The sequence below is a fragment of the Protofrankia sp. Cj5 genome (assembly GCF_917627405.1).
Lineage (GTDB): Bacteria > Actinomycetota > Actinomycetes > Frankiales > Frankiaceae > Protofrankia.
This window is the reverse complement of record NZ_CAKJTO010000071.1, coordinates 1-21,430: the sequence shown is the minus strand read 5'-3', so window position 1 is coordinate 21,430 and position 21,430 is coordinate 1. Positions and strand designations below refer to the sequence as shown.

Here is a 21,430-nt window from a genome sequence, read left to right as displayed (position 1 = left end):
GTGCATCTCACGCACCTGTCGCTGATGGACTTCAGGTCCTATCCCGCGCTGGATCTGTTGCTCGCGCCCGGGGTGACCACGTTCGTCGGCTCCAACGGGCAGGGCAAGACCAACCTGTTGGAAGCCGTTGGCTATCTGGCGACGCTCGGTAGTCATCGAGTGGCCTCAGACGCGCCGTTGGTTCGCCAGGGCGCGGCGAGCGCGGCCGTGCGCGCGCGGATAGTGCGGGGTGACCGGGCCGCGCTGGTGGAGCTTGAGATCATTCCGGGCCGGGCGAACCGGGCAAGGCTCAACCGGGTTCCGCTTGGCCGCCCCCGTGACCTCCTGGGGCTGCTGGTCATGGTGCTCTTCGCCCCGGAGGATCTTGCGCTGGTCCGAGGTGACCCGGTCGAGCGCCGGCGTTTCCTCGATGATCTGCTGGTGGCCCGGACACCGCGGCTGGCCGGTGTGCTCGCCGACTACGACAGGGTGCTGCGCCAGCGGTCGACGTTGCTGCGGACGGCCGCGGCGGCCCGGCGCGGCGGCCGGACAAGCGATCTACGTACCTTGGACGTCTGGGACGCGCAGCTTGCCCGGTACGGGTCCGAACTGCTGGCGGCGCGTGGCGCGCTGGTCGAGGCGTTGCGGCCCAGGGTGGAAAACGCCTACTCGGCGGTGGCCTCGTCCCCCGCGCCGACTCGGAGCCCGGCCTCGATCTCGGCTGCCGGGGAGGTGACGCTGACCAGGCTTGAGTACCATTCGACGGTTCTCGCCGGGCTTCCCGACCAGGCTCTGATCGGCCGTGCCCACAGCGCCTCCATCCCGGGCGAGCCCATTGCCGGCACGCCCGGGGGCGACCGGGCCGTGCTGGAGGAGGCGATGCTCGCCGAGCTCGCCCGGCTCAGGCCGAAGGAGATCGAACGCGGGGTGACCCTGGTCGGCCCGCATCGCGACGAACTGTTGCTGTTCATCAACGGCCGGCCAGCACGGGGATACGCGAGCCACGGTGAGTCGTGGTCGCTCGCGCTCGCGCTCAAACTGGCATCATTCGAACTGTTGCGGGATGATCAACGCGAACCAGTACTGTTGCTGGACGATGTATTCGCCGAGCTCGACACGCACCGTCGGGCCCGGCTGGCGGAGCTCGTCATGCCAGCCGAGCAGGTCCTGGTGACAGCAGCGGTCGACGCGGACGTACCGGTGACGCTTGCCGGAGCGCGTTTCGAAGTCGTGGACGGGCGGGTGGACCATGTCGCCGGATGAGAACTGCACCGATAGCGAGTGGGCGGCCGCTCATGCCCCCCTGCGCGGCACGGACCTGGCCCGTCTTGTTCTCGCCCAGGCCAAGGAGGATGCCCGTGCTCGGGCGTCCGGTCGACGTCCTGGGCTGAGTGCGCCCGGCAGGCGTAACGCCGAGCGGACGGATGGCGGCGATCGGTCCGGGCGGGAGCCGCGACGCCGTCCGCACCTGCCCGGAATGGCCGCGCCCGGACGGGAGTGGGCCGAACCGGTCGCTTTCGGCGCTGCGGTACAGCGGATGCTCGCGGACCGTGGCTGGGAGGTCCGGGCGACCGACGCCACGGTCCTGGCTCGCTGGGACACGCTGGTCGGCCCGAATATCTCATCGCGCTGCTATCCGGTTTCGTTGTGTGATGGCGAGCTGGAACTGGCGGCGGAGTCAACGGCTTGGGCCACGCAGCTGCGGCTGTTGTCCCGGCAGCTGCTGGTCACTTTGCACAAGGAACTTGGGCCGGGCGTGGTGCGCCGGATCGTGGTCCGCGGCCCGACCGCGCCCAGCTGGCGGCACGGCCCTCTGCAGGCCTCCGGCGGGCGTGGTCCCCGCGACACGTACGGCTGATTCACCAGGCCGTTCGCTGGCCCCTGGCCGGCGGCCCGTGATCGGTGGCCCGTGATCGGTGGCCCGTGATCGGTGGCCAGCCAGGAGCGCCGGGTCCCCGGATCGCGCCGGAGGCGTCATCCGGAGGAAGCCTGCGTATGGGGGTTCGATGGAAAGCTGTTCGTGGCGCTGTGTGCATACCAGGGGCCACCCAGCGTCCTCCTGCCAGAGAGGCCAGGTAGAATCAGGAGACGCTTCTCGCGTAGTTCGCAGTTGAGGACGAGGGGACATACCGCGTGGCCTACGATGCAAGTTCGATCAAGGTTCTTGAGGGTCTCGACGCGGTTCGCAAGCGTCCGGGTATGTACATCGGCTCCACTGGCGAACGTGGTCTGCATCACCTCGTCTACGAGGTTGTGGACAACGCTGTGGATGAGGCGCTTGCCGGTTACTGCGACACGATCGCTGTGACGCTGCTCGCCGATGGCGGTGTGCGAGTATCTGACAACGGCCGGGGTATCCCTGTCGGCGAGCACCCGACGGAGAAACGTCCGGCGGTTGAGGTCGTGCTGACCACCCTGCACGCCGGCGGGAAGTTCGATGGTAAGTCCTACGCGGTGTCCGGCGGTCTGCACGGGGTCGGCGTGAGTGTGGTGAACGCGCTGTCCACCCGCCTGGAGGTCGAGATCCGCCGCGAGGGCTTCACCTGGTTCCAGCCGTACGCGAACACCCGGCCAGCCGCACCGCTGGCCAAGGGCGCGTCGACGAGGAAGACCGGTACGACGGTCACCTTCTGGGCGGACGACACGATCTTCGAGACGACCGACTACAAGTACGAGACGCTCACCCGCCGGCTGCAGGAGATGGCGTTCTTGAACAAGGGGCTGGCGATCAGCCTGCGGGATGAGCGCCCCGAGGAGCCCCTCGAGATCACCTACTGCTACGCGGGTGGGCTCGTCGACTTCGTCGATCATCTCAACTCGAGCAAGGACCCGATCCACAAGACCGTCATCTCGCTGGACTCCAAGGGCACCGGCATCGAGGCCGAGCTCGCGATGCAGTGGAACGCCGGTTACAACGAGTCGGTCTACACCTTCGCCAACACCATCAACACCCACGAGGGCGGTACCCATGAAGAGGGTTTCCGCGCCGCTCTGACCAGCGCGGTCAATGCCTACGCCAAAGACCAGAACTTGCTCAAGCCACCGAAGGCCAACGGCAAGAACCCTGATGAGCGCCTCGCGGGGGACGATATCCGGGAGGGCCTGACCGCGATCATCTCGGTGAAGCTGGCCCAGCCGCAGTTCGAGGGCCAGACCAAGACCAAGCTCGGCAACAGCGAGGCCAAGCGGTTCGTCCAGGAGATGTGCTACTCGGCGCTGAAGGACTGGCTCGAGGCCAACCGTGTCGAGGCCCGAGCAATCGTCAGCAAGGCCCTGGACGCTCAGCGGGCGCGGATCGCCGCGCGCGCGGCTCGTGACCTGACCCGCCGCAAGGGTCTGCTCGGCGGGACGGGCCTGCCGGGCAAGCTCGCGGACTGTCAGTACACCGACCCGGAACGTTGCGAACTCTACATCGTCGAGGGTGACTCGGCGGGTGGCTCGGCCAAGGGCGGTCGCGATTCGAAATTCCAGGCGATCCTGCCGCTACGTGGCAAGATCCTGAACGTCGAGAAGGCCCGGATCGACCGGGTGCTGAAGAACACCGAGGTCCAGGCGTTGATCCAGGCGCTCGGCTGCGGCATCCACGACGACTTCGACGCGGGCAAGCTACGCTATCACAAGATCGTACTGATGGCGGACGCGGACGTCGACGGCCAGCACATCCGGACATTGCTGCTGACGCTGCTTTTCCGGTTCATGCGCCCACTGGTCGAGGCCGGCTATGTCTTTCTCGCCCAGCCGCCGCTTTACAAGATCAAATGGGGTCGTGAGGACTGGCAGTACGCCTACTCCGATCGTGAACGCGATGGCCTGATCACGCATGGCATCGAGAACGGGCGCAAACTGCCCAAGGACGCGATCCAGCGCTTCAAGGGCCTCGGCGAAATGAACGCGACCGAGCTGTGGGACACGACCATGGACCCGGACCGCCGCATCCTGTTGCAGGTGACGCTGGACGATGCCGCCGTGGCGGACGAGCTCTTCTCCGTCCTGATGGGAGAGGACGTCGACGCACGGCGATCGTTCATTCAGCGTAACGCAAAGGATGTCCGCTTTCTCGACATCTAGAACTTCTGGTGCCTCTGGCGCCTATGGAATGTATCGGAAATATCGGACAATATTTACCGCGTACTGCTGACGGCCCTCACCACCCCAGTCTGGAAGGACCCGCGTGACCGATGTACTCCCTCCGCCGCCAGGCGACCGGGTCGAACCCATCGGCATCGAAGTCGAGATGCAGCGGTCGTATCTCGACTACGCGATGTCGGTCATCGTCGGCCGGGCGTTGCCGGAGGTCCGCGACGGCCTGAAGCCCGTGCACCGACGGGTTCTCTACGCGATGTACGACGGTGGTTACCGCCCGGACCGTGGGTACTTCAAGTGTTCGCGCGTTGTCGGTGACGTCATGGGTAACTACCATCCGCACGGCGACTCAGCGATCTACGACACGTTGGTCCGGCTGGCCCAGCCGTGGTCGCTGCGTTACCCGCTGGTCGACGGTAACGGGAACTTCGGCTCGCCGGGTAACGACCCGCCGGCCGCCATGCGTTACACGGAGTCACGGCTTGCGCCGTTGGCGATGGAGATGCTGCGCGACATCGATCAGGACACCGTTGACTTCGCCCCGAACTACGACGGCCGTTCACAGGAGCCGACGATCCTGCCCAGCCGGTTTCCGAACCTGCTGGTCAACGGTGCCGGTGGTATCGCGGTCGGAATGGCGACCAACATCCCGCCGCATAACCTGCGGGAAGTGGCCGACGGTGTGAAGTGGTTCCTGACGAACCCCGACGCCACCGACGAAGAGCTGTTGGAGGCACTGATCGGCCTGATCAAGGGGCCGGACTTCCCCACCTCCGGGCTCATCGTTGGCCGCCAGGGCATTGAGGACGCCTACCGCACCGGGCGTGGCAGCATCCGCATGCGGGCCGTCGTGCAGGTGGAGGAGAACAAGGGCCGGACCCAGCTTGTCGTCACCGAGCTGCCCTACCAGGTCAACCCCGATAATCTCGCGGAGAAGATCGCCGAGCTGGTCCGGGACAACCGGGTCAGCGGCATCTCCGACATCCGGGATGAGACCTCGGCGCGTACCGGCCAACGGTTGATCATTGACCTCAAGCGGGACGCGGTCGCCAAGGTCGTCCTGAACAACCTGTACAAGCACACCCAGCTACAGGACACGTTCGGCGTGAACATGCTGGCGATCGTCGACGGGGTGCCGCGCACGCTACGGCTGGACCAGATGGTGCGCTTTTACGTCGACCACCAGGTCGACGTCATCGTCCGCCGGACCCGCTACCAGCTGCGCAAGGCCCGCGAGCGCCTGCACGTCCTCGAGGGCCTGCTGATCGCGCTCGACCATCTGGACGAAGTGATCAACCTTATCCGCAACGCCGAGTCGGCGGACGCCGCGCGCGGGCAGCTGATGGAGCGGTTCTCCCTGTCGGAGATCCAGGCGGTCGCCATCCTGGACATGCAGCTGCGCCGGCTCGCCGCACTCGAGCGCCAGAAGATCATCGATGAGGCGGCCGAGCTTCGCGCGAAGATCTCCGAGCTGGAGGCGATCCTCGCCTCGCCGACCCGGCAACGGGAGATCATCGGCGAGGAGCTTACCGAGATCGTCGACCGGTTCGGTGACGAGCGGCGGACGAGGCTCGTCCCGTTCGAGGGCGACATGTCCGTCGAGGATCTGATCGCTCGCGAGGACGTCGTGGTCACCGTCACCCGCGGTGGTTACGCCAAGCGCACGAAGACCGACCTCTACCGGTCGCAGCGCCGTGGCGGCAAGGGCGTGCAGGGTGCTGCGCTGCGCGAGGACGACATCGTCGAGCACTTCTTCGTCACCACCACTCATCACTGGCTGCTGTTCTTCACCAACAAGGGCCGGGTGTACCGAGCCAAGGCGCACGAGCTGCCCGAACAGGCCCGTACGGCCAAGGGGCAGCACGTGGCGAACATCCTCGCGTTCGGTCAGGACGAGCGGATCGCCGAAGTGATGGCGATCAACGACTATGACGCGGCGCCCTACCTGGTCCTCGCGACCCGGCGCGGGCTGTGCAAGAAGACCGCGTTGGCCGAGTTCGACTCGAACCGGTCCGGTGGGCTGGTCGCCATCAACCTGCGCGACGACGACGAGCTGATCGCGGCCCGGCTCGTGTCCGCGGGCGACGATCTGCTGCTGGTCAGCCGCCAGGCCCAGTCGATCCGCTTCCACGCCGACGACGAGCAGCTCCGCCCGATGGGACGTGCCACCTCGGGTGTCATCGGGATGCGTTTCGACTCCGACGACGAACTGCTCGCGATGGAGGTCGTGCCGCCGAGCTCGGAAGCCAATCTGCTGGTTGCCACCAGCGGGGGCTACGCCAAGCGGACGTCTCTGGGCGAGTATCCGGTGCAGGGACGCGGCGGCAAGGGCGTCCTGACCGCCAAGATTGTCTCCACTCGCGGCGGGCTGGTCGGTGCCCTGGTGGTGGGCCAGGACGACCAGCTTTACGCGATCACTTCTAACGGCGGCGTGCTGCGGACCATCGCCCGTGACGTCCGTCGGGCCCAACGACAGACCATGGGGGTCCGACTCATCGATCTGGAGGCTGGCGTTCAGGTCGTCGGAGTGGCACGTAATGCTGATGTTGACGACAGTTCGGGCAATAGTTCGACGATCAATCCCGGCGGAGGAGACTCAGCCTGAGGATGGATGTGGATGATGGGCCGGGCATGGCGGGAGACAGACCGTGAGTAGCAATGATGACGATCGGACCAACCGGTCGCCGGTCTTGCGTGGATCTTCCTTGCCACGGTCGGAGGCGTCTCCTGACCGGGGCAAGGAGACGCCTGACGACAGGCGGGGTTCCCCGGGTTCGAGCCGGCCGGCCACCGGTCAGGGCATTGTGCCTGGCCCTGGCACTGCGCCTGGCCCTGAATCCGAATCCGAATCTGGTACGAAACCGGGCCTGAAGTCCGGCCGCGGTTCGGGTACAGCCGCCGGCTCAGCCTCGGAGCGGGGCTCGGCGCGGGGCTCGGCCGCGGCGTCGGGCTCGCAGGATGACGGCACACGGGCGCAGAAGGCCCCATCCGCGATCCGGGACCTGCGGATGCCACGGGATATCCCCGACACGAGGATGCCGCCGCGGGCGTCGTCGAGTGTGCGTCCGCGCGCTGGCGGTTCGCCAGCGCAAACCAGCAGGCGGACAGGCGAGCAGCCGGACCGGCCCCGGGCCGGTGCTGATCGGCCTGAGCCCGCGGCGGATCCGGACGTCCCCGCGGAGCGGCAAAGTCCGGCACGCCCTTTCGTGCCAGGGGCACCGCATCCGTCGGCGGCCGGGCCAACGGCGAGCGCCGCGGCCACCGGGCGGCCGGCCACGCGGCCTGCAGCCGCGGCCGCACCGCCCACCACGACCGGATCGGGCAAGATCTCTGGCGTGGGGCGCGCGGCCAGCGCCGTGCCGCCCGGGGGCGCCACCGGCGTGACAGCATCCGCGTCATCGCGTACTGGCGCATCGTCGGGGACATCGCGCACCACGCTGCTGAAAGAGACGCCCACGCCGGATCCGGACACGATTTCGCTGCGTAGGCCCACGAAGACGGCGGGCGGTTCGACGGAGGGCAAGACCGGGGGGGTCTCTCCGGCCTCCGGCAGCACGGGCGGGCGCGCCATGGCAGGTGAGAACGCTGGCCGTGTGGGAGGGTCGGGACGTGCGAAGGCAGCCGTCGCGGCAGATCCGTCGGCGGAGACCGGCGCCAAGCGACCGGGTGGCGACGGTTCGGTACCCCGTGAGCGCGCTACGTGGACACCGCCGACCAGCCCGGTCACGACGGGCGGTCTGCCCGGTGCGTCGGCAGCACCTGGTGTGCCGACAGCACCCGGTGTGCCGCGCTCACCGGTTCGAGAACGAAGCGTGAAGGATCCAGCGACCGGGCCGATAGTGGGTGCCCCGACCGGGCCGTCCGTCGTCCGCCCAGCCGGCCAGGGCCGCCGTGCCCGGCTGCGCGTCACTCGGGTTAATCCGCTGTCGGTGACCCGGCTGACGTTCGCGTTCTCCCTGTGCGTGTTCGTCGTCCTGATGGTCGCCGTGGCGGTGCTGTGGTTTGTGCTGAACTCGATCGGCGTGTTCGACAGTGTGGTCAACGCGGCGGACACACTCACCGACGGCAGCAACGGTGGAGTCCGCACCTGGCTGTCGTTCGCCCGAGCCATGGAGCTTGGACTGCTCATCGGCGCGATCAACGTGATCCTGATGACGGCCCTGGCCACTTTGGGTGCGTTGTTGTACAACTTGTGTACTGAGATGGTCGGTGGGATCGAGGTCGTTCTCGGCGATCATTGATCATTTCGTAGATTTGTGATGTCGACGTCGACGCCCATGGTGGGCGCCACGTCCGATGCTGGATGCCATCCGGTACTGTGGAGCCCAGCAAGGACCTGTAGCTCAGTCGGTTAGAGCGCTTCCCTGATAAGGAAGAGGCCGGTGGTTCAAGTCCACCCAGGTCCACGAGCTGATGCGAGCTGCTCGCTGATCTTCGATCAGCTTCGCCACCAGCCGCGATGTCTTCCCGGGGGGCGACCCCCGGACCCCCGATGTCGGGCTTCGCCCGACCTGGCCGGGGTAACGGTGATCGTTATGTAGCCAACTGTGTAGCCAAGGCGCGCTATCTGTCGTCCTGTTCTTTCGCCGTGTCGTCCTCGTGCTCCTTGTCGTGTTGCGCACCGGGGTCGGCCTCTGGTACAAGGATGCCGTCCATCGCCGTTGCCGCCGCGCGGAGCCGCGGGTATCCCGCACCTCTGGAGCGCGGAAGGATCCGCCGGGAAACCGGCCGCGTCCAAGGCGCTGCGCGTCGCTGCGCGATCGGCTGCGCCGACCCTGGACCCGACCGGCCCCCCGGCAGGTCGCGCGTCTACCAGAGGAACGGAAGAAAAATAGGGGAAGAACCCGCGCGGGTCAGCGCATCGCCGGCATACCCGGCGGGTTACCGATACCCGCGGGCAGCAGCGCCGGGGGTGTGCCGGAGATCGACCGGAACAGCATCAGCACATCAACGTCCCCGTAGGCATCGGTGAACACCGTGTTCACCGACACTGCCAGCAACGCCGAGGTCAGATCCACCGGGCTCGCCCCGGGTCGCAGAATCACCTCGTAGTCACCGGTGGGGGACTGCCGGACCGTCACGAACCCGGGCGGTTCGGAGGGGATGCGCCATGGGTTTTGGTCAGGCGGAATGATAGGGCTCACGGTCTGCGCTCCTTGAAGAGGAAGGGGTGCGGATCGAGGTCCCGTCGCGGAAGGTGAGAGCTCCCGACGGGACCGCTGTATTTAACAGTCGCTAATTTCTATCCAGTGTCTATGGCGGCTTAGTGACTGTCAAGTACGCTGCGAGGATGGCCCGCGAACAGCTCATGGGGACAGCGGAAATCGCCGCCTGTCTGGGCGTGAGCCGCGTCCGCGTCCACCAGATCGTTACGTCTGACCCATCCTTCCCTGAACCACTCGCCGAGATCAAGGCCGGGAAGATTTGGCGTGCCGACGAGGTGATCCGCTGGATTGCCGAACACCGCCCGCCCCGCCGCCGGGCTACCTGACTGGTCACGCCGCGTCCTCGTGGGCACGCCCGCAGAGCCGATCGACGTAGGCGACGAGCGCCGCCCGGGGGATGCGCCGGGACCGGCCGATCCGGACGGATTCGAGCTGTCCGGCGTTGAGCAGCTCGTAGACCGTGGCGCGGCTGACGCCGAGCAGGTCGGCGGCTTCCGTGGCCGTGAGAAGAAGCGTGTGCACGATCGTTCTCCGAGAGGTCGTCAGGGACAGGGCTCAGGCCGCGCCGGGCAGGCTCGGATCGGCGGCCGACACCGGGCAGGGATGTCCGTGGGCCGCCCGCGCGTTCGGCCTCGGCCGCACCCTCGCCTACGAACTCGCCCGCCGCCGCGGCTTCCCCTGCGAAGTCCACCGCATCGGCTGCCTCTACCGCGTCAACACCAGCGACCTCCTCCGGACGCCCGCGTAGCGTGCCCTGTGGTGAGGGTCACAACACCCCGCCGCATGCACCAACCGCCACCGCAGCCCGCCGGGGTAGACCCCGCTCGAACCGAGCACGGCCACCCCAGCGCCCAGCCCCTTTCCCTGCCGGCCAACACGGCTACCTGGAGCCGGAGGCTCCCGCCTGATGGTGGGTTGGTTGTCCGTATGGCTGTAGAGGACAGCTCCCGCGATCATGCGGACGGCCGCCGCGATGATCGATGAACACCCGTCCGGTACGCGCGACCTCGGCGCAGCCGGCGGAATCGCGGCCGTGCAAGGGAAGCCTGCGCTACCAGGGCAGACTTGCGCCCTGGTAGAAGACGCCGCCGGTAGGGCCGGAGGGAGGGAGCGCGGTGAGCCACAGGAGTTCTGAAGCAGCTTCGGCGGGGCTGCGGTCGGCGTGGGCGGGGCCGATACGAGTCTGGACACGACCCGGCGACGCGGCGTTGATGAGGATGCCGGTGCCGGCGAGTTCGTCGGCGAGGATACGGGTCAGTGCGTTGATGCCGGTCTTGGAGATACGGTAGGCGGGGCTGCCGGCTTTCATCTCGGACAGAATTGCCATATGGGTGGTGAGGTTGAGAATGCGGCCGTAGCCGGCCGCGCGCATATGGGGGATGACGGCGGCGCACATCCGCCAGGTCCCGATGAGGTTGGTCTCGATGGTGCGGTGGGCGGTGTCGAGGTCGGGCTGGGCGGCGGGCATGCGGGCGTCGATGGCGATGGCGGCGTTGTTGACCAGAACATCAATCCGGCTGTGTTGGATGATCGAGTCGGCGACAAGTCCGTCGATGGAGTCCTGGTCGGTGAGGTCGAGGGTTGCGGGGCGGACATCGGCACCTTCGGCGCGCAGCTTGGCTGCGGTCCCGCGGGCGGTCTGTTCGGTCCGAGCGGTGGCGATCACGAGGGTGCCGGCTGCGGCGAGTTGGCGGGCAAGTTCGTAGCCGATGCCGCGGTTGGCACCGGTGACGATCGCGACGCGGGTGGGGGTCACGCGGCAGCGGCCAGCCGGGTGTCGAGAATACGGATGCGGGGGTCAGCTCGGTGGGGCGCGAGCCGGGACCGCAGTTCCCCGATGCGGTAGCCGTTGCGCGCGGAAGGAGCTTCTTCCAGGTGCGGCAGCGCCTGATGAGCGAGCGCGTGGGCATGGTCGAGATCGCCGAGGTCGACCTGGACGGCTGCGTGGCGGATCAGGTAGGTGGCGCGGTCGCGAACGCGGGAGATGCCGCTGGTGGGGTCGAGGGCAGCGGCGAAGTACCGATCCGCGGGGGCGGGTGTGCCGAGCTCGACGAAGGTCATGGCGACCTGGGCGCAGTATTCGGCGTGGTCGAAGTAGCGCACCCAGGTCGGGTCGTCGTCGCGCTCTCCTTTGCCGAGGTAGGTTTCTGCATCAGAGAGCGCACGGGTGCAGTCCCGGCGGTCGCCCAGCGCAGCGTGAGCGCGGGCCTTGCGGACAGCGAGCATGGCGCGGGTGCGGGGGGTGCTGCCTTTGCCAGCGGACAGGGCGGCGTCGGCGACGGTCAGGGCGTCGGTGCGTTGGTCGAAGTCGAGTAGCTGCAGAGTCATGTTCTTGAGCACGTTCGCGCCGAGGGCAGGGATGCCGGCGCTGTGCGCGGCGTGGAGGGCGGCGACCCAGTAGCGTTGCGCGGCGGCGTGGTAGCCCGCGTCGCAGGAGGCCCAGCCGGCGAGCCGGGCAAGCTCGCTCGCGGCGGCCGAGAGCCGGCGGCCCTGGATGTCGGTGTAGGTGGCCCGGTCGAGCAGGTCGGTGACGAGGCCAAGTTCGGCGTCGATGATGCGGCGGACCGTGGCGCCGCCGAGCTGGTCTTCCATTGACCGCAGTATGGGGAGCCGCGATTCAATCTGTGTCAGGGTCTCGTCGTTGAGGCGGCGGCCGACCACCTGTTCAGCAAGTGGCCGTGGCAGGAGCGTTGGCCACGTCCCGGCGAGGGCTGTGAGGGCCGGGCCGGTCAGTTTGAGGAACCCGCGACGGTCCACCAGTGCGTCTCCCACGACGTCGGTCAACGCACGCACGGTACCCATGGGTGTCCAGGGGAAATCAACCCGGACAGCGTCGCCGGTGGGTAGCCATCGCGGCCAGGGCTGGGCATCGACGCGGTCGGCTGGCACGTCCAGGGCACGGGCGAGGGCCAGTTGGGTGACGCGGTCGGGCGTCACGTCCCACTTCTCCCACCGCCACGCCTTCTCACGCCGGTTCGCCATGTTGCCGGTGCCCAGCAGCCGGGAGTGGTGGGCGATCTCATCGACGAGCCGTTGCAGCGACCAGCCGCGGGCATGGCGCACATAAGCCAGCGGGTGAGCAAAGACGGGAGCGGCTCGGTACTCGGACAGACTCTCCATGCGACCTCCGCCTTCCCGGGCAAAGCGACCGTAGCATCCTGACCTGCGGCCCCGTGGCCTGTTGGCGTTGTTTTGCTCGAGGCGGAGTCGGAGACAACAGCCGGACGACGGGCCGGAGTGGCGCGGTCCCACCAATACTTACGAAGGTCTCCTTTGGGGAGACCGGATCGGCAGGATGCTGCATCCGCCATAGACAAGCAAGAGGGGAACCTGTGACGGCGGAGAGATTCGGAGCGCGGTCATGCCGGTAATTGCGGCGATAGCCATTCCTGTGGTCGCGCAATGCGTGCTGCTGTGGGCCCTGATGACGAGGCTACGTCGGATTACACGGGCGGCCATCGCGTTGGAAGGTGTTGCCGCCGTCCTCGAAGCGCGTCTCCCCAGCACCGAGCTAGATCTATTCACCGGAGACCTGCCGTCATGACGGCGACGACAGCCCAAGTAGTCGGCGTGTCGGACGGGAGTGCGGTAAGCCACGCCCTGGCTGCTATTACCACCGAGGGGATCGCAGTGCAAGCAGTTCGAGATGTGAAGCGGGATAGTCCGCGTGGTGTCTTCGTCGCGCTGGAGGGAATCGATGGTGCGGGAAAGACGACGGCCACGCGAGAGGCGGGAGGAATTTTACGGCGCCGCGGCATGCCTGTCGTGGCGTTCGACAAGAAAAACCCGCCGTTCGTGTCCGAGTACGTCGCGGCGCACCTGGCGGCCTTGGGCAAGGTGATCTGGGGCCATCCGCCGGACGACCCGTACCTTGAACTCGGCGACGAGCACTGGATCTATCTCCAGCTTTCCTGGTACTCGGCGCTGGCGAGATGCGCGGTGGAACCGCTGCTGGAAACCGGTCACGTGGTGCTGGTGGATACGTGGGCGTACAAGTTTCTCGCGAAACTGTACCTGCGTCCCGCCGTCGACGCGGCCGGTGTGAGGTCGCTGTTCGCGCGGCTTGTGCAACCTGACCTGGTCATCCACCTTCATCTCCCGCCACAGATAGCGGCGGAACGCAAGACCGCGTTCGCGATCAGCGAGGCGGGGAACATGGAAGGACCAGTCGAGTTGTCCATGGACAGCTTTGTCGCCTACCAGTCGCGGCTGGCTGGTGTTTTGGCGTCCTTTGCCCGTGAGGAGGGGTGGCAAACAATCGACACCTCGCTTCTGTCCGCCGAGGACGTCGCCGACGCGGTGGCCTCCACCGTCGAGACGGCGATCTGGGGCCAAGGCTCCACGCCCATCTCCCGACAGCCTGCCTCTGTTGGGAGGCTGACGTGAACCCGTCTGCCGGGCGTTTCCGGATCGGGAAGCAGTTCGGTTTTGATGCCTCCCATCAGCTGTCCGACCTTCCGGATGGACACAAATGCGCCCGGCTGCACGGCCACACCTACACGGTCGAGGTCGTGGTGGCCGCCGACACGCTGACCGGACCGGGCTTCGTCACCGACTTCGGTGACCTGACGCCGCTGCGGTCCTACCTCGACGATCAGCTTGATCATCGGCACCTCAACGACGTGCTTGCCGTCGCACCGACCGCGGAGAATCTCGCCAGCCACCTCGCCGCCTGGTGCCAGACCCATCTTGACCCCACCATTCCGGGCCGGGTTGTCGCTGTCCGGGTCAGTGAGGCACCAACGAGCTGGGCGGTGTGGGAGGCGAGCCTGCCATGAGCGTCGGATCGTCGCTGCTGTCCACCACGGCCGAAGAGGCCCGGGGCGTGCAGGTGGTGGAGATGTTCGGGCCGACGTTCCAGGGGGAAGGGCCACGTGCCGGGCAGCAGGCGCTGTTCATTCGACTCGCCCAGTGCAACTTGGCCTGCGGCTGGTGTGACAGCCGGTTCACTTGGGACTGGACCCGCTACGACCCGCGGAAGGAGACCCGACGGCTTCCCACAGCCGACATCGCGGAATGGGTGCTGGCACGGCCGACCCCGCTAGTGGTCATCACCGGCGGGGAGCCCCTCCTTCAGCAACAGACCCTCGTTCCGCTGGTCGGTGCCCTGGCCCAGGCTGGCCGGCGGGTCGAGGTGGAGACGAACGGCACCATCACCCCGTCGCTCGAGTTGGTCGACGCTGTCACGACGTTCAACGTGTCTCCCAAACTCGCCCACGCTGGGGGCCGACAGTCCCGCCGACTCGATTCGGCCGCCCTCCACACACTCGCCGGTAGCGGGAAGGCGGCGTTCAAGTTCGTCCTCACCGGACCGGGTGACCTGGACGAGGTCGCCGCGATCGTCGACAGGTTCGCGCTCGCCCCGGTGTGGGTGATGCCCGAGGCCACCGACAGCGCCGGGCTCGTCGCGGCACAGCGCGAGCTGGCAGATGTGGTGCTGGCCCGCGGGTGGAACCTGTCGACCCGGCTGCACGTGCTGTTGTGGGAGGACACCCGTGGCCGCTGAGCACACCGTCTCCTCGCTCCCCATGGCGGCGACCGCGTCGGACCTGCAGATCCGGCCGGAGGTACGCCATCGCGTAGCCGCGAATCTGGTCGCCGTTGAAGGCATCGACAAGGCGGGGAAGACGACGCTGGTCACGGCACTTGAGGCGGAGCTTCGCCGCCGCGGAATGCGGGTCGCCCGACACAAGGAACCCAGCGACGGCCATCTCGGCGCCTCATTTCGACGCTTGAGCACGGTCACGACGGTCAACCCGCTCGCCATGGCCTTGATGTCCGCGGCGGACCGCGCCGACCAGCAGAGGCATCTGGCGGACCTGTGCCAGACCCACGACGTGGTGCTGGCCGACCGCTACTACCTGTCCGGGCTGGCCTACCACGCCGCCGACGGCATTGATCTCACCTTTTACCAGTACCTGAACACGATGATGATCCGGCCGGGGCTGTACCTGTTCCTCCAGGTCAACCCCGGTGTCGCCGCGGCCCGCTACTCCGACGGTGAACGTCCCGACCGATGGGAACGCGACACCGTCGCCAGCAGGCTTCCCGACAGCTACGAAACGGCGCTCGCACGCATCACGGACGACGAGCACGCGAACATCGTCCGGCTCGACGCCAACCCGTCGGCGGCGGTGGTACTCAGCGACGCCCTAGCCGTCGTCGCACATCGACTTCCCACGACCGTCAGTACGGAGGCCGCACCGTGAATCCGTCCACCTGCTCGGTGCTCATCATCGGCGCCGGACCCGCCGGGCAGTTCTGCGCCGACCAGCTCCTCCAAGCGGGCATCGACAACATCGTCATCGTGGACAAGGGAAAGGACATGACCGGCCGGGTCTGCCCCGAGTCGCCGTCGTGCGAATGCCCGCTGTGCGACGTGCTCGAAGGCGACGGCGGCGCCGGTAGTTTCTCCGACGGGAAGATCACCCTGTCGGCGACCCGCGGCACCCACGGTCAAACGCTCTTCCGGCCCAACGACGAATCGCTGCTCGGCCTGATCGATGAGACGATTCGCCGGTTCGCTCCCGCCGGCATCACCTACCCACCCGCGCCGACCCCGACCGGACTCGACGGCCCGGCCGGGACGGCGCCCCTGCGGTTCGACAGCTACCCGCTGCTCCACGTCGGATCGGACGGTATCCGCGCCTTCGGCCAGCGCTATTCCCGCCATCTCCAGAACGCGGGCGTCACCCTGCTGACCGGCGTTGAAGCCTGCGAGCTGGTCATCGACGACGACGGTGCGGCCGGGGCCGTCGTCTACGACCGGCGGCACCGGGTGCGGTGGACCATCGCCGCCCGCGCCGTGTGCGCCGCCACCGGCCTCGCTGGCACACCATGGCTGGAGAACCAGCTCCGCACGGTCGGTGTCGGCCTGGCAACCGGCCCGGCCGACATCGGGATTCGCCTGGAGACGACCGTCGCCGCGTTGGAGCCGTTCATCTCGGCCTTCTACGATTTCAAGGTCGCCTACACCGCCCCGTCCGGCCTGGCCGTGCGCAGCTTCTGCGTCAACGGCGACGGCTACGTCGTCAACGAGTACCACCGGGCACTGGGCATACGCGGCGTCAACGGCCATTCGTTCCTCGACCGTGCGAGCGGCCTGTCCAACCTGGCAATCCTCGCCACCCTCGACGAAACCGTCACGGCCGATCCGAAGGCCCACGTCCGCACCCTCGCCGCCACCATCAACGCCGCTACCGGCGGCTATCCGATCCGCCAGCACCTCGCCGAGTTCCTGCCGGAGGGGCCGTCGGCCCCGGCCGCGGGGGTGGTGCCGAGCAACCAGAAGACCCGCCCCGGCCGTCTCCAGGAGATCCTGCCCGCCACGCTGTACGCGGCGTTCGCCGGCTACATTTCGGCGCTCGCCGCCGTCCTTCCCCCGGTCGCTGCCGTCGACACGGTGATCTACGCGCCGGAGATCAAGTATTACAACTACCGGGTGCCGGTAGACCGGGACACCTGGGAGTCCAGCGATGTTGCCGGCCTGTACGTCGTCGGAAACGCCGCCGGCTACACCGCCAGCCTGTCCGCCGCCGCCTTGACTGGAATCATCGCCGGGCGCGCCATAGCCGCCCGGGGCCGCCGCCGGGCGGCGTCGCCACGACCAGCTGCCGTCTGAAAGGGGGGACGGGCCTGTGCGACCCGCCCTGACCATCTACTTCTCGTGCCAACCCGACCTGGCCGCGACCATGGACATCCAGATCCCGGCGCTGGCCTGGCAGCCGACCACCGCCGGCTACAGCCGCACCGTCTACGTCGACGGGCGAGCCGTCCCCGTCGAAGTCCGCGAAGGGGACAAATCTCTACATTTCGCCTACGACGCCGACCCGGCCCGCGACGCGGCGCTGCGTGGGCTGCTCCCGGCCATGTTCCCGGCCATGGTCGCCGACCTTGCCCTTCGCACCCACCCCGTCCTGCTCGCTCTACGCCAGCAGTACGCCGGGGTCATCCTGATGCGCGCCGACCCGTTCGAGGCGCTCGTGCTCACCGTGCTGTCGCAGAACCGCTCCGGGGAGACCGTGCGCGCCGTCTTTCCCGGCCTCGCAGCCGCGGCCGGCGGCATCGCCCCGGCGCGGCTGGCGAGCCTCGACCTGGGCACGCTGACGCGGCTCATCCGCTCCGCCGGCCCCTACAAGGCGCCACGACTCGCCGACACCATCCGCCGCATCCTCGACGACGGGCCCGACGTGTTCGACAAGACCGTCCGCGAGGCACCTACCGAGCAGGCACTGGCCTACTTGGAAGCCCTGCCCGGCGTCGCCCACAAGACCGCCGCCTGCGTCCTCGTCTTCGCGGCCGGCACCCGCACCACCCTGCCGGTCGACACCCACCTTTTCCGCGTCGCCGACCGCCTCGGCCTGGCCCGCCACGACGGCAGGCTCACCACGACGACCCGCAACGCGATCATCGCCAGCCTGCTGGACTACGGCCCCGACCTCGCGCCCGCGCACTTCCTGTTCCTGCTCGTCGGCCGCTCCACCTGCACCGCCGCCGCGCCGCGATGCGGCGCCTGCTTCCTGCGACCCCACTGCCCCCACGCGACCCAGGCCACCAGGCAATCCGCCGGAGCCCCCCGGTGATCGACGTAGCGATCATCGCCAGTGTCCGAATCCTGACCCGGTTATCCGGCCGTGGCACGATCGACATGGCGCTCACGCACCTCGTCCTGACCGATCCTGCCTACACCGCCTACCACGCCGCCCGCTCCGCCGCCGGCGGACAGGTCATCCTCGACAACAGCGCCTACGAACTGGCCGCCACCAGCGGGCGCGGACTTCCCGCGACCGACGTCCTGACCGCCGCGGCAATGATCGGCGCAAGCGACGTGATCTGCCAGGACGTCCTCTACGACGGTCCCGCCACCCTCGCCGCCACCAGCCGGTTCCTCACCGAGGCCGCCGACGCGCGCTACCAGCCCAGCCGGTTCATGGCCGTGCCCCAAGGCACGACACGGGCCGAGTGGCTGACCAGCTACCATGCCCTCGCCGCGCTCCCCGGCATCGACCTGATCGGGCTGAGCAAGCTGTCCGTACCCCGCTGCTGGGGCCGGCCGGTCGCCGAAGCCCGTCTCGCCTGCGTCGCTGAACTCGCCGCCCGCGTCGGACCGCAGCTACACCTGCTCGGCGGCGACCGGAGCCTGCCCTGGGAACTGCGGGAACACCGCCGGCGAGGCCACGAGGCCGTCCGCTCCAACGACTCCTCCTTCGCCTACTGGTACGCCGCCAGCGGCATACCAGTAGGCGAGGCGACCGGCAGGGCAGCGCGCGAGGCACCCGCCCCGCCCGACCTCACCCACCGCCAGCTCACCGGCGACCAACTCACCGACGCCGAGCGGCTCGCCAGCCTCGTCCTCGAAGCCGCCGGACACAGCACCCGACGACCCGTGGAGGCCACGCGATGACCGTGCTTACCCAAACGACGACGTTCGTCGAGATCACCAGCCGGTGCGAAGGGCTCCACCACTGGCCCGAGGCGCCACCGCAAGAGCGCTACCTTCGCGACCCGCACCGGCACACCTTCGTCGCAGTCGTCCGCGTCCAGGTCTTCCACGACGACCGCGACATCGAAATCAACGCCCTCGCCCGCTGGCTCAACCACGCCTGGACCTCGCTCGCCACCTCCCACCGCGAGATCGGCGACGGGCGGCTCCTCGATTTCGGCACCCAAAGCTGCGAACAGTTCTCCCGCGCCATCACCCAGCTCGTCATCGACCGCCATGGCGACCAGCGGGAAATCACCTGCACAGTCCTCGAAGACGGCCTCCTCGGCGGCGGGATCACCTACCGCCCCACCGCCGCGGCCCACGAAACGGCAAGCCCGCGATGAGCACGCCCGTCAGGCAGCCACCCCAGCCGCCAGCCCTGCGGGCCGCACGGGTCGAGGGCGGCACCATCGTGCTCTGCCTCGGCCCACACCACCTCCTGACCGGCAGATCACCGGCAGCGGACGACGTCATCGTCCTCGCCCGCCTCCACGAACGGAGCCCAGCAGACCCGGTCAACACAATCGTCCTCACCTGGGACGACACGACCGCTACCACCATTGAGGCCAGAACCGCCGACGACAGTCGCCGCGCTTCCGCGACCCCACACGATCTCGGCCCCATCTACCAGGCGCTGCGCCCCGCGCCCGCGGTCACCCGCCTCCACCAGCACCTGTCCGACGCTCCAGCGCAGCGTCTGGTCCCCCTGTTCTGTCTCACGGAACACCCGCGCGGTGTCCACACCTACAGGCGCGTCCGACTCCACCCCGACGACGCCTGCTTCCTGCGGACCACCGCCGACCCAGTCGCCAGTACCGTGACCAGCCTCGGCTGGCTTCCCGAAACGGTCGCTCTCCACGCGCAGCACGCCCAGTTCCTCAACAGCCATGCCGCCGCCTTCCAGAAAGCCTTCCCTAGCCGCGAGATCGAATACAAGTACACCCTCGATCCCACCACCGAGATATGGACTCCGGCGACCGACCTGCACACCCACCTCCAACAATCACCGCCGCCCGGTTTCGTCCCCGAGTACCGAGACACCTTCCAAATGTGGGACTATCACAACCACGTTTTTGAAACCGTCGCACCTCCAGGCGAGCGCGGCTATGTCTCCTTCATCCCGACCACCGACGGCACATACATCGTCAAGCGAAAAACTTATACTGTCGACGGTTATGATCGGGGCGAACACCACACCCACGGCGTCACCATCGACACGCCATTCGTTGACTACCTTTCCGGCGTCCTCGGCCTGACCTGCCGGCCGTTGCCTCCTTTCCGCCGAGTCCGTTACGACGTCAACCTTGAATCCATCGCCTCCGGCCACCTCTACGCTGCCCTCTTCGATCGCGTCACCCTGCTTGCCCGACCCGACCTCGCCCTCGTCCAATGTGAACTCGAATACCGGCGCAGCAGAACAGTCCTCCCACCCGACGAGCCGGCCGTCCTCGCCGAACTGGACAGGCTCGGCGACTGGCTGGAGACGTTCCTCGCCAAGCGGGGCCTCGCCACCGACCGAGGCTCCTACTCCAAGCTCTCCTTCCTCCGCGACACCGTCGCCGCCCACCTTGACCTCGCCATCCAGGAGCAGTCCTTCCTCCCGACCGTCCCGACCGGGCGCCCTACCGGCGGGCTGACACCGCGCGCGTCCGAGCCGCTCGATACGGTTCCCACCAGGCACAGGCCCGGCTGGCGCCCCCATCGCCAGCACTAGGCCGACCACACCCACCGTCAGCGGGAAAGGACAGCGCATCGATGTCCGGATTCGATCGCGTCATCACCGGCGTCACCACCGTGGTCCCCGGCCCCGGCGACACGGTCACCTTCATCCGCCAAGCCCGCGGACCCTACGCAGGGAGCTGGCTCCTGCCTGGCGGGAAGGTCGAGTTTGGTGAGTCCCTCGCCGAGGCTGCACGCCGGGAAGTCCACGAGGAATCCGGCTGCATCGTCCGCGAGATCGACCCGCTCGGCGTCTACGAACTCCGCGGCACCTGGCCGGGCGGGCGCTACCACCTCATCATGTTCGGCTTCATCTCACACGATATCGGCGTCATCCCGGAAGGCTTCACCGGCCACGGTGTCAATGACACCCGCCAGGCTCGGCCCGACGACCTACCGCTCCACCCCGCCGTCCAACAAATGCTCGTCGACGCGGGCGTCGCCGCGATCCCACAAGACACGATCGACAAGGCTCTCGACCAAGCAAACATCGACCTCGAACGCCGCCTCATCACACGCTAGGGGATTTTGTCCCGGGCGCCTAGTCCCGGGGCTCTACGCCAGATAGGGCCATCCAGTACGTTGACAGGGACCCGCTGGTGCTGGTGCACGCTCGAGCGCTGGTCAGCAGTGCCCCGCAAGGCGCCACGGTATATGTAGAGCAGGATCTGACGGAGCCGCACCGGATCTTGAAAGTGGCAGCCCTCACGGGGGATTTCTCCGCACCCGTGGCTGTTGTGATCTTGGCGACGACGCAGTTCATCGTCGACACCGAGGAGGCGCACGCGGGCAGTTTGGTCTCAGATGATCAACGGTGTGTGTATCGCATGGCGCGGCATATTCATGGTTGGTTGAACATGCGGTCCGAAGCAGTCCTGCGGTGCTCCGAATACGCCCCTGTGGGCTGCGATGACATGTCATCGCGGGCTTCCCAGAGCACCGAAATCGGGTGGATAAAATGGCGCCAGGTGGCACGAAATCGGTAAGGGACATATGACGG

The 21,430-nt window shown here is 67.8% G+C and carries 21 protein-coding genes, 1 tRNA gene and 1 pseudogene; 19 read left to right on the top strand and 4 right to left on the bottom strand.

Annotation, left to right across the window (positions count from 1 at the left end; all coding sequences use genetic code 11):
* From recF to MJ777_RS15520, 6 genes are all read left to right on the top strand, one after another.
* On the top strand, positions 1 to 1,242 hold the full coding sequence (gene recF, locus MJ777_RS15545; RefSeq protein WP_239376985.1) for a DNA replication/repair protein RecF: 1,242 nt from the start codon (positions 1 to 3) through the stop codon (positions 1,240 to 1,242).
* Positions 1,229 to 1,837, top strand: coding sequence for a DUF721 domain-containing protein (locus MJ777_RS15540; protein ID WP_239376984.1), 609 nt, complete (start codon positions 1,229 to 1,231; stop codon positions 1,835 to 1,837). Before recF ends, MJ777_RS15540 begins: the two co-directional genes overlap by 14 nt.
* 275 nt (positions 1,838 to 2,112) lie before the next feature.
* The gene (gene gyrB / locus MJ777_RS15535) at positions 2,113 to 4,047 is read left to right on the top strand and encodes a DNA topoisomerase (ATP-hydrolyzing) subunit B (protein WP_239307969.1); all 1,935 of its coding nucleotides are present in this window, start codon (positions 2,113 to 2,115) and stop codon (positions 4,045 to 4,047) included.
* Between the two features lie 103 nt (positions 4,048 to 4,150).
* Positions 4,151 to 6,667, top strand: a complete 2,517-nt coding sequence (gene gyrA / locus MJ777_RS15530) for a DNA gyrase subunit A (protein WP_239307970.1) — start codon at positions 4,151 to 4,153, stop codon at positions 6,665 to 6,667.
* 1,207 nt (positions 6,668 to 7,874) lie between these two features.
* A complete protein-coding gene (locus MJ777_RS15525) occupies positions 7,875 to 8,303 on the top strand; it encodes a DUF3566 domain-containing protein (protein WP_239376983.1) in 429 nt (142 codons plus the stop codon).
* 91 nt (positions 8,304 to 8,394) lie between these two features.
* Positions 8,395 to 8,468, top strand: a tRNA-Ile gene (locus tag MJ777_RS15520).
* 447 nt (positions 8,469 to 8,915) lie between these two features.
* Here the strand turns inward: MJ777_RS15520 and MJ777_RS15515 are convergent.
* Positions 8,916 to 9,206: a hypothetical protein gene (locus tag MJ777_RS15515; RefSeq protein WP_239348320.1), complete on the bottom strand. Its 291-nt coding sequence runs from the start codon at positions 9,204 to 9,206 to the stop codon at positions 8,916 to 8,918.
* Between the two features lie 146 nt (positions 9,207 to 9,352).
* Between MJ777_RS15515 and MJ777_RS15510 the strand changes: the two genes are divergently transcribed.
* On the top strand, positions 9,353 to 9,553 hold the full coding sequence (locus MJ777_RS15510; RefSeq protein WP_239348321.1) for a DNA-binding protein: 201 nt from the start codon (positions 9,353 to 9,355) through the stop codon (positions 9,551 to 9,553).
* Positions 9,554 to 9,557: 4 nt separating this feature from the next.
* Here the strand turns inward: MJ777_RS15510 and MJ777_RS15505 are convergent, their stop codons facing one another.
* Positions 9,558 to 9,749, bottom strand: coding sequence for a helix-turn-helix domain-containing protein (locus tag MJ777_RS15505; RefSeq protein WP_239348322.1), 192 nt, complete (start codon positions 9,747 to 9,749; stop codon positions 9,558 to 9,560).
* Here MJ777_RS15505 and MJ777_RS15500 point away from each other — a divergent pair.
* Complete coding sequence (locus MJ777_RS15500) at positions 9,742 to 9,975, top strand: hypothetical protein (RefSeq protein ID WP_239376982.1); 234 nt, start codon at positions 9,742 to 9,744, stop codon at positions 9,973 to 9,975. The genes MJ777_RS15505 and MJ777_RS15500 overlap by 8 nt on opposite strands.
* A gap of 303 nt (positions 9,976 to 10,278) precedes the next feature.
* Here MJ777_RS15500 and MJ777_RS15495 read toward each other — a convergent pair whose 3' ends face one another.
* Complete coding sequence (locus tag MJ777_RS15495; protein WP_239310582.1) at positions 10,279 to 10,983, bottom strand: SDR family NAD(P)-dependent oxidoreductase; 705 nt, start codon at positions 10,981 to 10,983, stop codon at positions 10,279 to 10,281.
* The gene (locus tag MJ777_RS15490) at positions 10,980 to 12,347 is read right to left on the bottom strand and encodes a transcriptional regulator (RefSeq protein WP_239376981.1); all 1,368 of its coding nucleotides are present in this window, start codon (positions 12,345 to 12,347) and stop codon (positions 10,980 to 10,982) included. The genes MJ777_RS15495 and MJ777_RS15490 overlap by 4 nt, the downstream gene beginning before the upstream one ends.
* Positions 12,348 to 12,875: 528 nt before the next feature.
* On the opposite strand from MJ777_RS15490, the gene MJ777_RS15485 reads away from it, so the two are divergent.
* The 11 genes and pseudogenes from MJ777_RS15485 to MJ777_RS15435 form a co-directional block, all read left to right on the top strand.
* Positions 12,876 to 13,613, top strand: a complete 738-nt coding sequence (locus MJ777_RS15485) for a hypothetical protein (protein ID WP_239376980.1) — start codon at positions 12,876 to 12,878, stop codon at positions 13,611 to 13,613.
* The gene (gene queD, locus MJ777_RS15480; protein WP_239376979.1) at positions 13,610 to 14,005 is read left to right on the top strand and encodes a 6-carboxytetrahydropterin synthase QueD; all 396 of its coding nucleotides are present in this window, start codon (positions 13,610 to 13,612) and stop codon (positions 14,003 to 14,005) included. Before MJ777_RS15485 ends, queD begins: the two co-directional genes overlap by 4 nt.
* Entirely contained in the window at positions 14,002 to 14,733 is a 732-nt protein-coding gene (locus MJ777_RS15475) for a 7-carboxy-7-deazaguanine synthase QueE (protein ID WP_239376978.1), read from the top strand. Before queD ends, MJ777_RS15475 begins: the two co-directional genes overlap by 4 nt.
* Positions 14,723 to 15,436 (top strand): dTMP kinase, encoded by a 714-nt coding sequence (tmk, locus tag MJ777_RS15470; RefSeq protein ID WP_239376977.1) that lies wholly within the window; start codon positions 14,723 to 14,725, stop codon positions 15,434 to 15,436. Before MJ777_RS15475 ends, tmk begins: the two co-directional genes overlap by 11 nt.
* Complete coding sequence (locus MJ777_RS15465; protein ID WP_239376976.1) at positions 15,433 to 16,848, top strand: FAD-dependent protein; 1,416 nt, start codon at positions 15,433 to 15,435, stop codon at positions 16,846 to 16,848. The genes tmk and MJ777_RS15465 overlap by 4 nt, the downstream gene beginning before the upstream one ends.
* 16 nt (positions 16,849 to 16,864) lie before the next feature.
* On the top strand, positions 16,865 to 17,809 hold the full coding sequence (gene nth, locus MJ777_RS15460; RefSeq protein ID WP_239376975.1) for an endonuclease III: 945 nt from the start codon (positions 16,865 to 16,867) through the stop codon (positions 17,807 to 17,809).
* On the top strand, positions 17,806 to 18,630 hold the full coding sequence (locus MJ777_RS15455) for a hypothetical protein (protein WP_239376974.1): 825 nt from the start codon (positions 17,806 to 17,808) through the stop codon (positions 18,628 to 18,630). The genes nth and MJ777_RS15455 overlap by 4 nt, the downstream gene beginning before the upstream one ends.
* Entirely contained in the window at positions 18,627 to 19,055 is a 429-nt protein-coding gene (locus tag MJ777_RS15450; protein ID WP_239376973.1) for a hypothetical protein, read from the top strand. The genes MJ777_RS15455 and MJ777_RS15450 overlap by 4 nt, the downstream gene beginning before the upstream one ends.
* Positions 19,052 to 20,425, top strand: coding sequence for a hypothetical protein (locus tag MJ777_RS15445; protein ID WP_239376972.1), 1,374 nt, complete (start codon positions 19,052 to 19,054; stop codon positions 20,423 to 20,425). The genes MJ777_RS15450 and MJ777_RS15445 overlap by 4 nt, the downstream gene beginning before the upstream one ends.
* Positions 20,426 to 20,466: 41 nt before the next feature.
* Complete coding sequence (locus MJ777_RS15440) at positions 20,467 to 20,952, top strand: NUDIX hydrolase (RefSeq protein ID WP_239376971.1); 486 nt, start codon at positions 20,467 to 20,469, stop codon at positions 20,950 to 20,952.
* Between the two features lie 44 nt (positions 20,953 to 20,996).
* A pseudogene (locus tag MJ777_RS15435) lies at positions 20,997 to 21,416 on the top strand (SAM-dependent methyltransferase); the annotation flags it as partial.
* Between the last annotated feature and the right edge of the window lie 14 nt (positions 21,417 to 21,430).

Coding starts and splice junctions, on each gene's coding strand:
- MJ777_RS15475 (WP_239376978.1), top strand. CDS start 14,002: ATGAGCGTCGGATCGTCGCTGCTGTCCACCACGGCCGAAGAGGCCCGG.
- MJ777_RS15440 (WP_239376971.1), top strand. CDS start 20,467: ATGTCCGGATTCGATCGCGTCATCACCGGCGTCACCACCGTGGTCCCC.
- MJ777_RS15490 (WP_239376981.1), bottom strand. CDS start 12,347: ATGGAGAGTCTGTCCGAGTACCGAGCCGCTCCCGTCTTTGCTCACCCG.
- MJ777_RS15450 (WP_239376973.1), top strand. CDS start 18,627: ATGACCGTGCTTACCCAAACGACGACGTTCGTCGAGATCACCAGCCGG.
- MJ777_RS15510 (WP_239348321.1), top strand. CDS start 9,353: ATGGCCCGCGAACAGCTCATGGGGACAGCGGAAATCGCCGCCTGTCTG.
- MJ777_RS15540 (WP_239376984.1), top strand. CDS start 1,229: ATGTCGCCGGATGAGAACTGCACCGATAGCGAGTGGGCGGCCGCTCAT.
- MJ777_RS15445 (WP_239376972.1), top strand. CDS start 19,052: ATGAGCACGCCCGTCAGGCAGCCACCCCAGCCGCCAGCCCTGCGGGCC.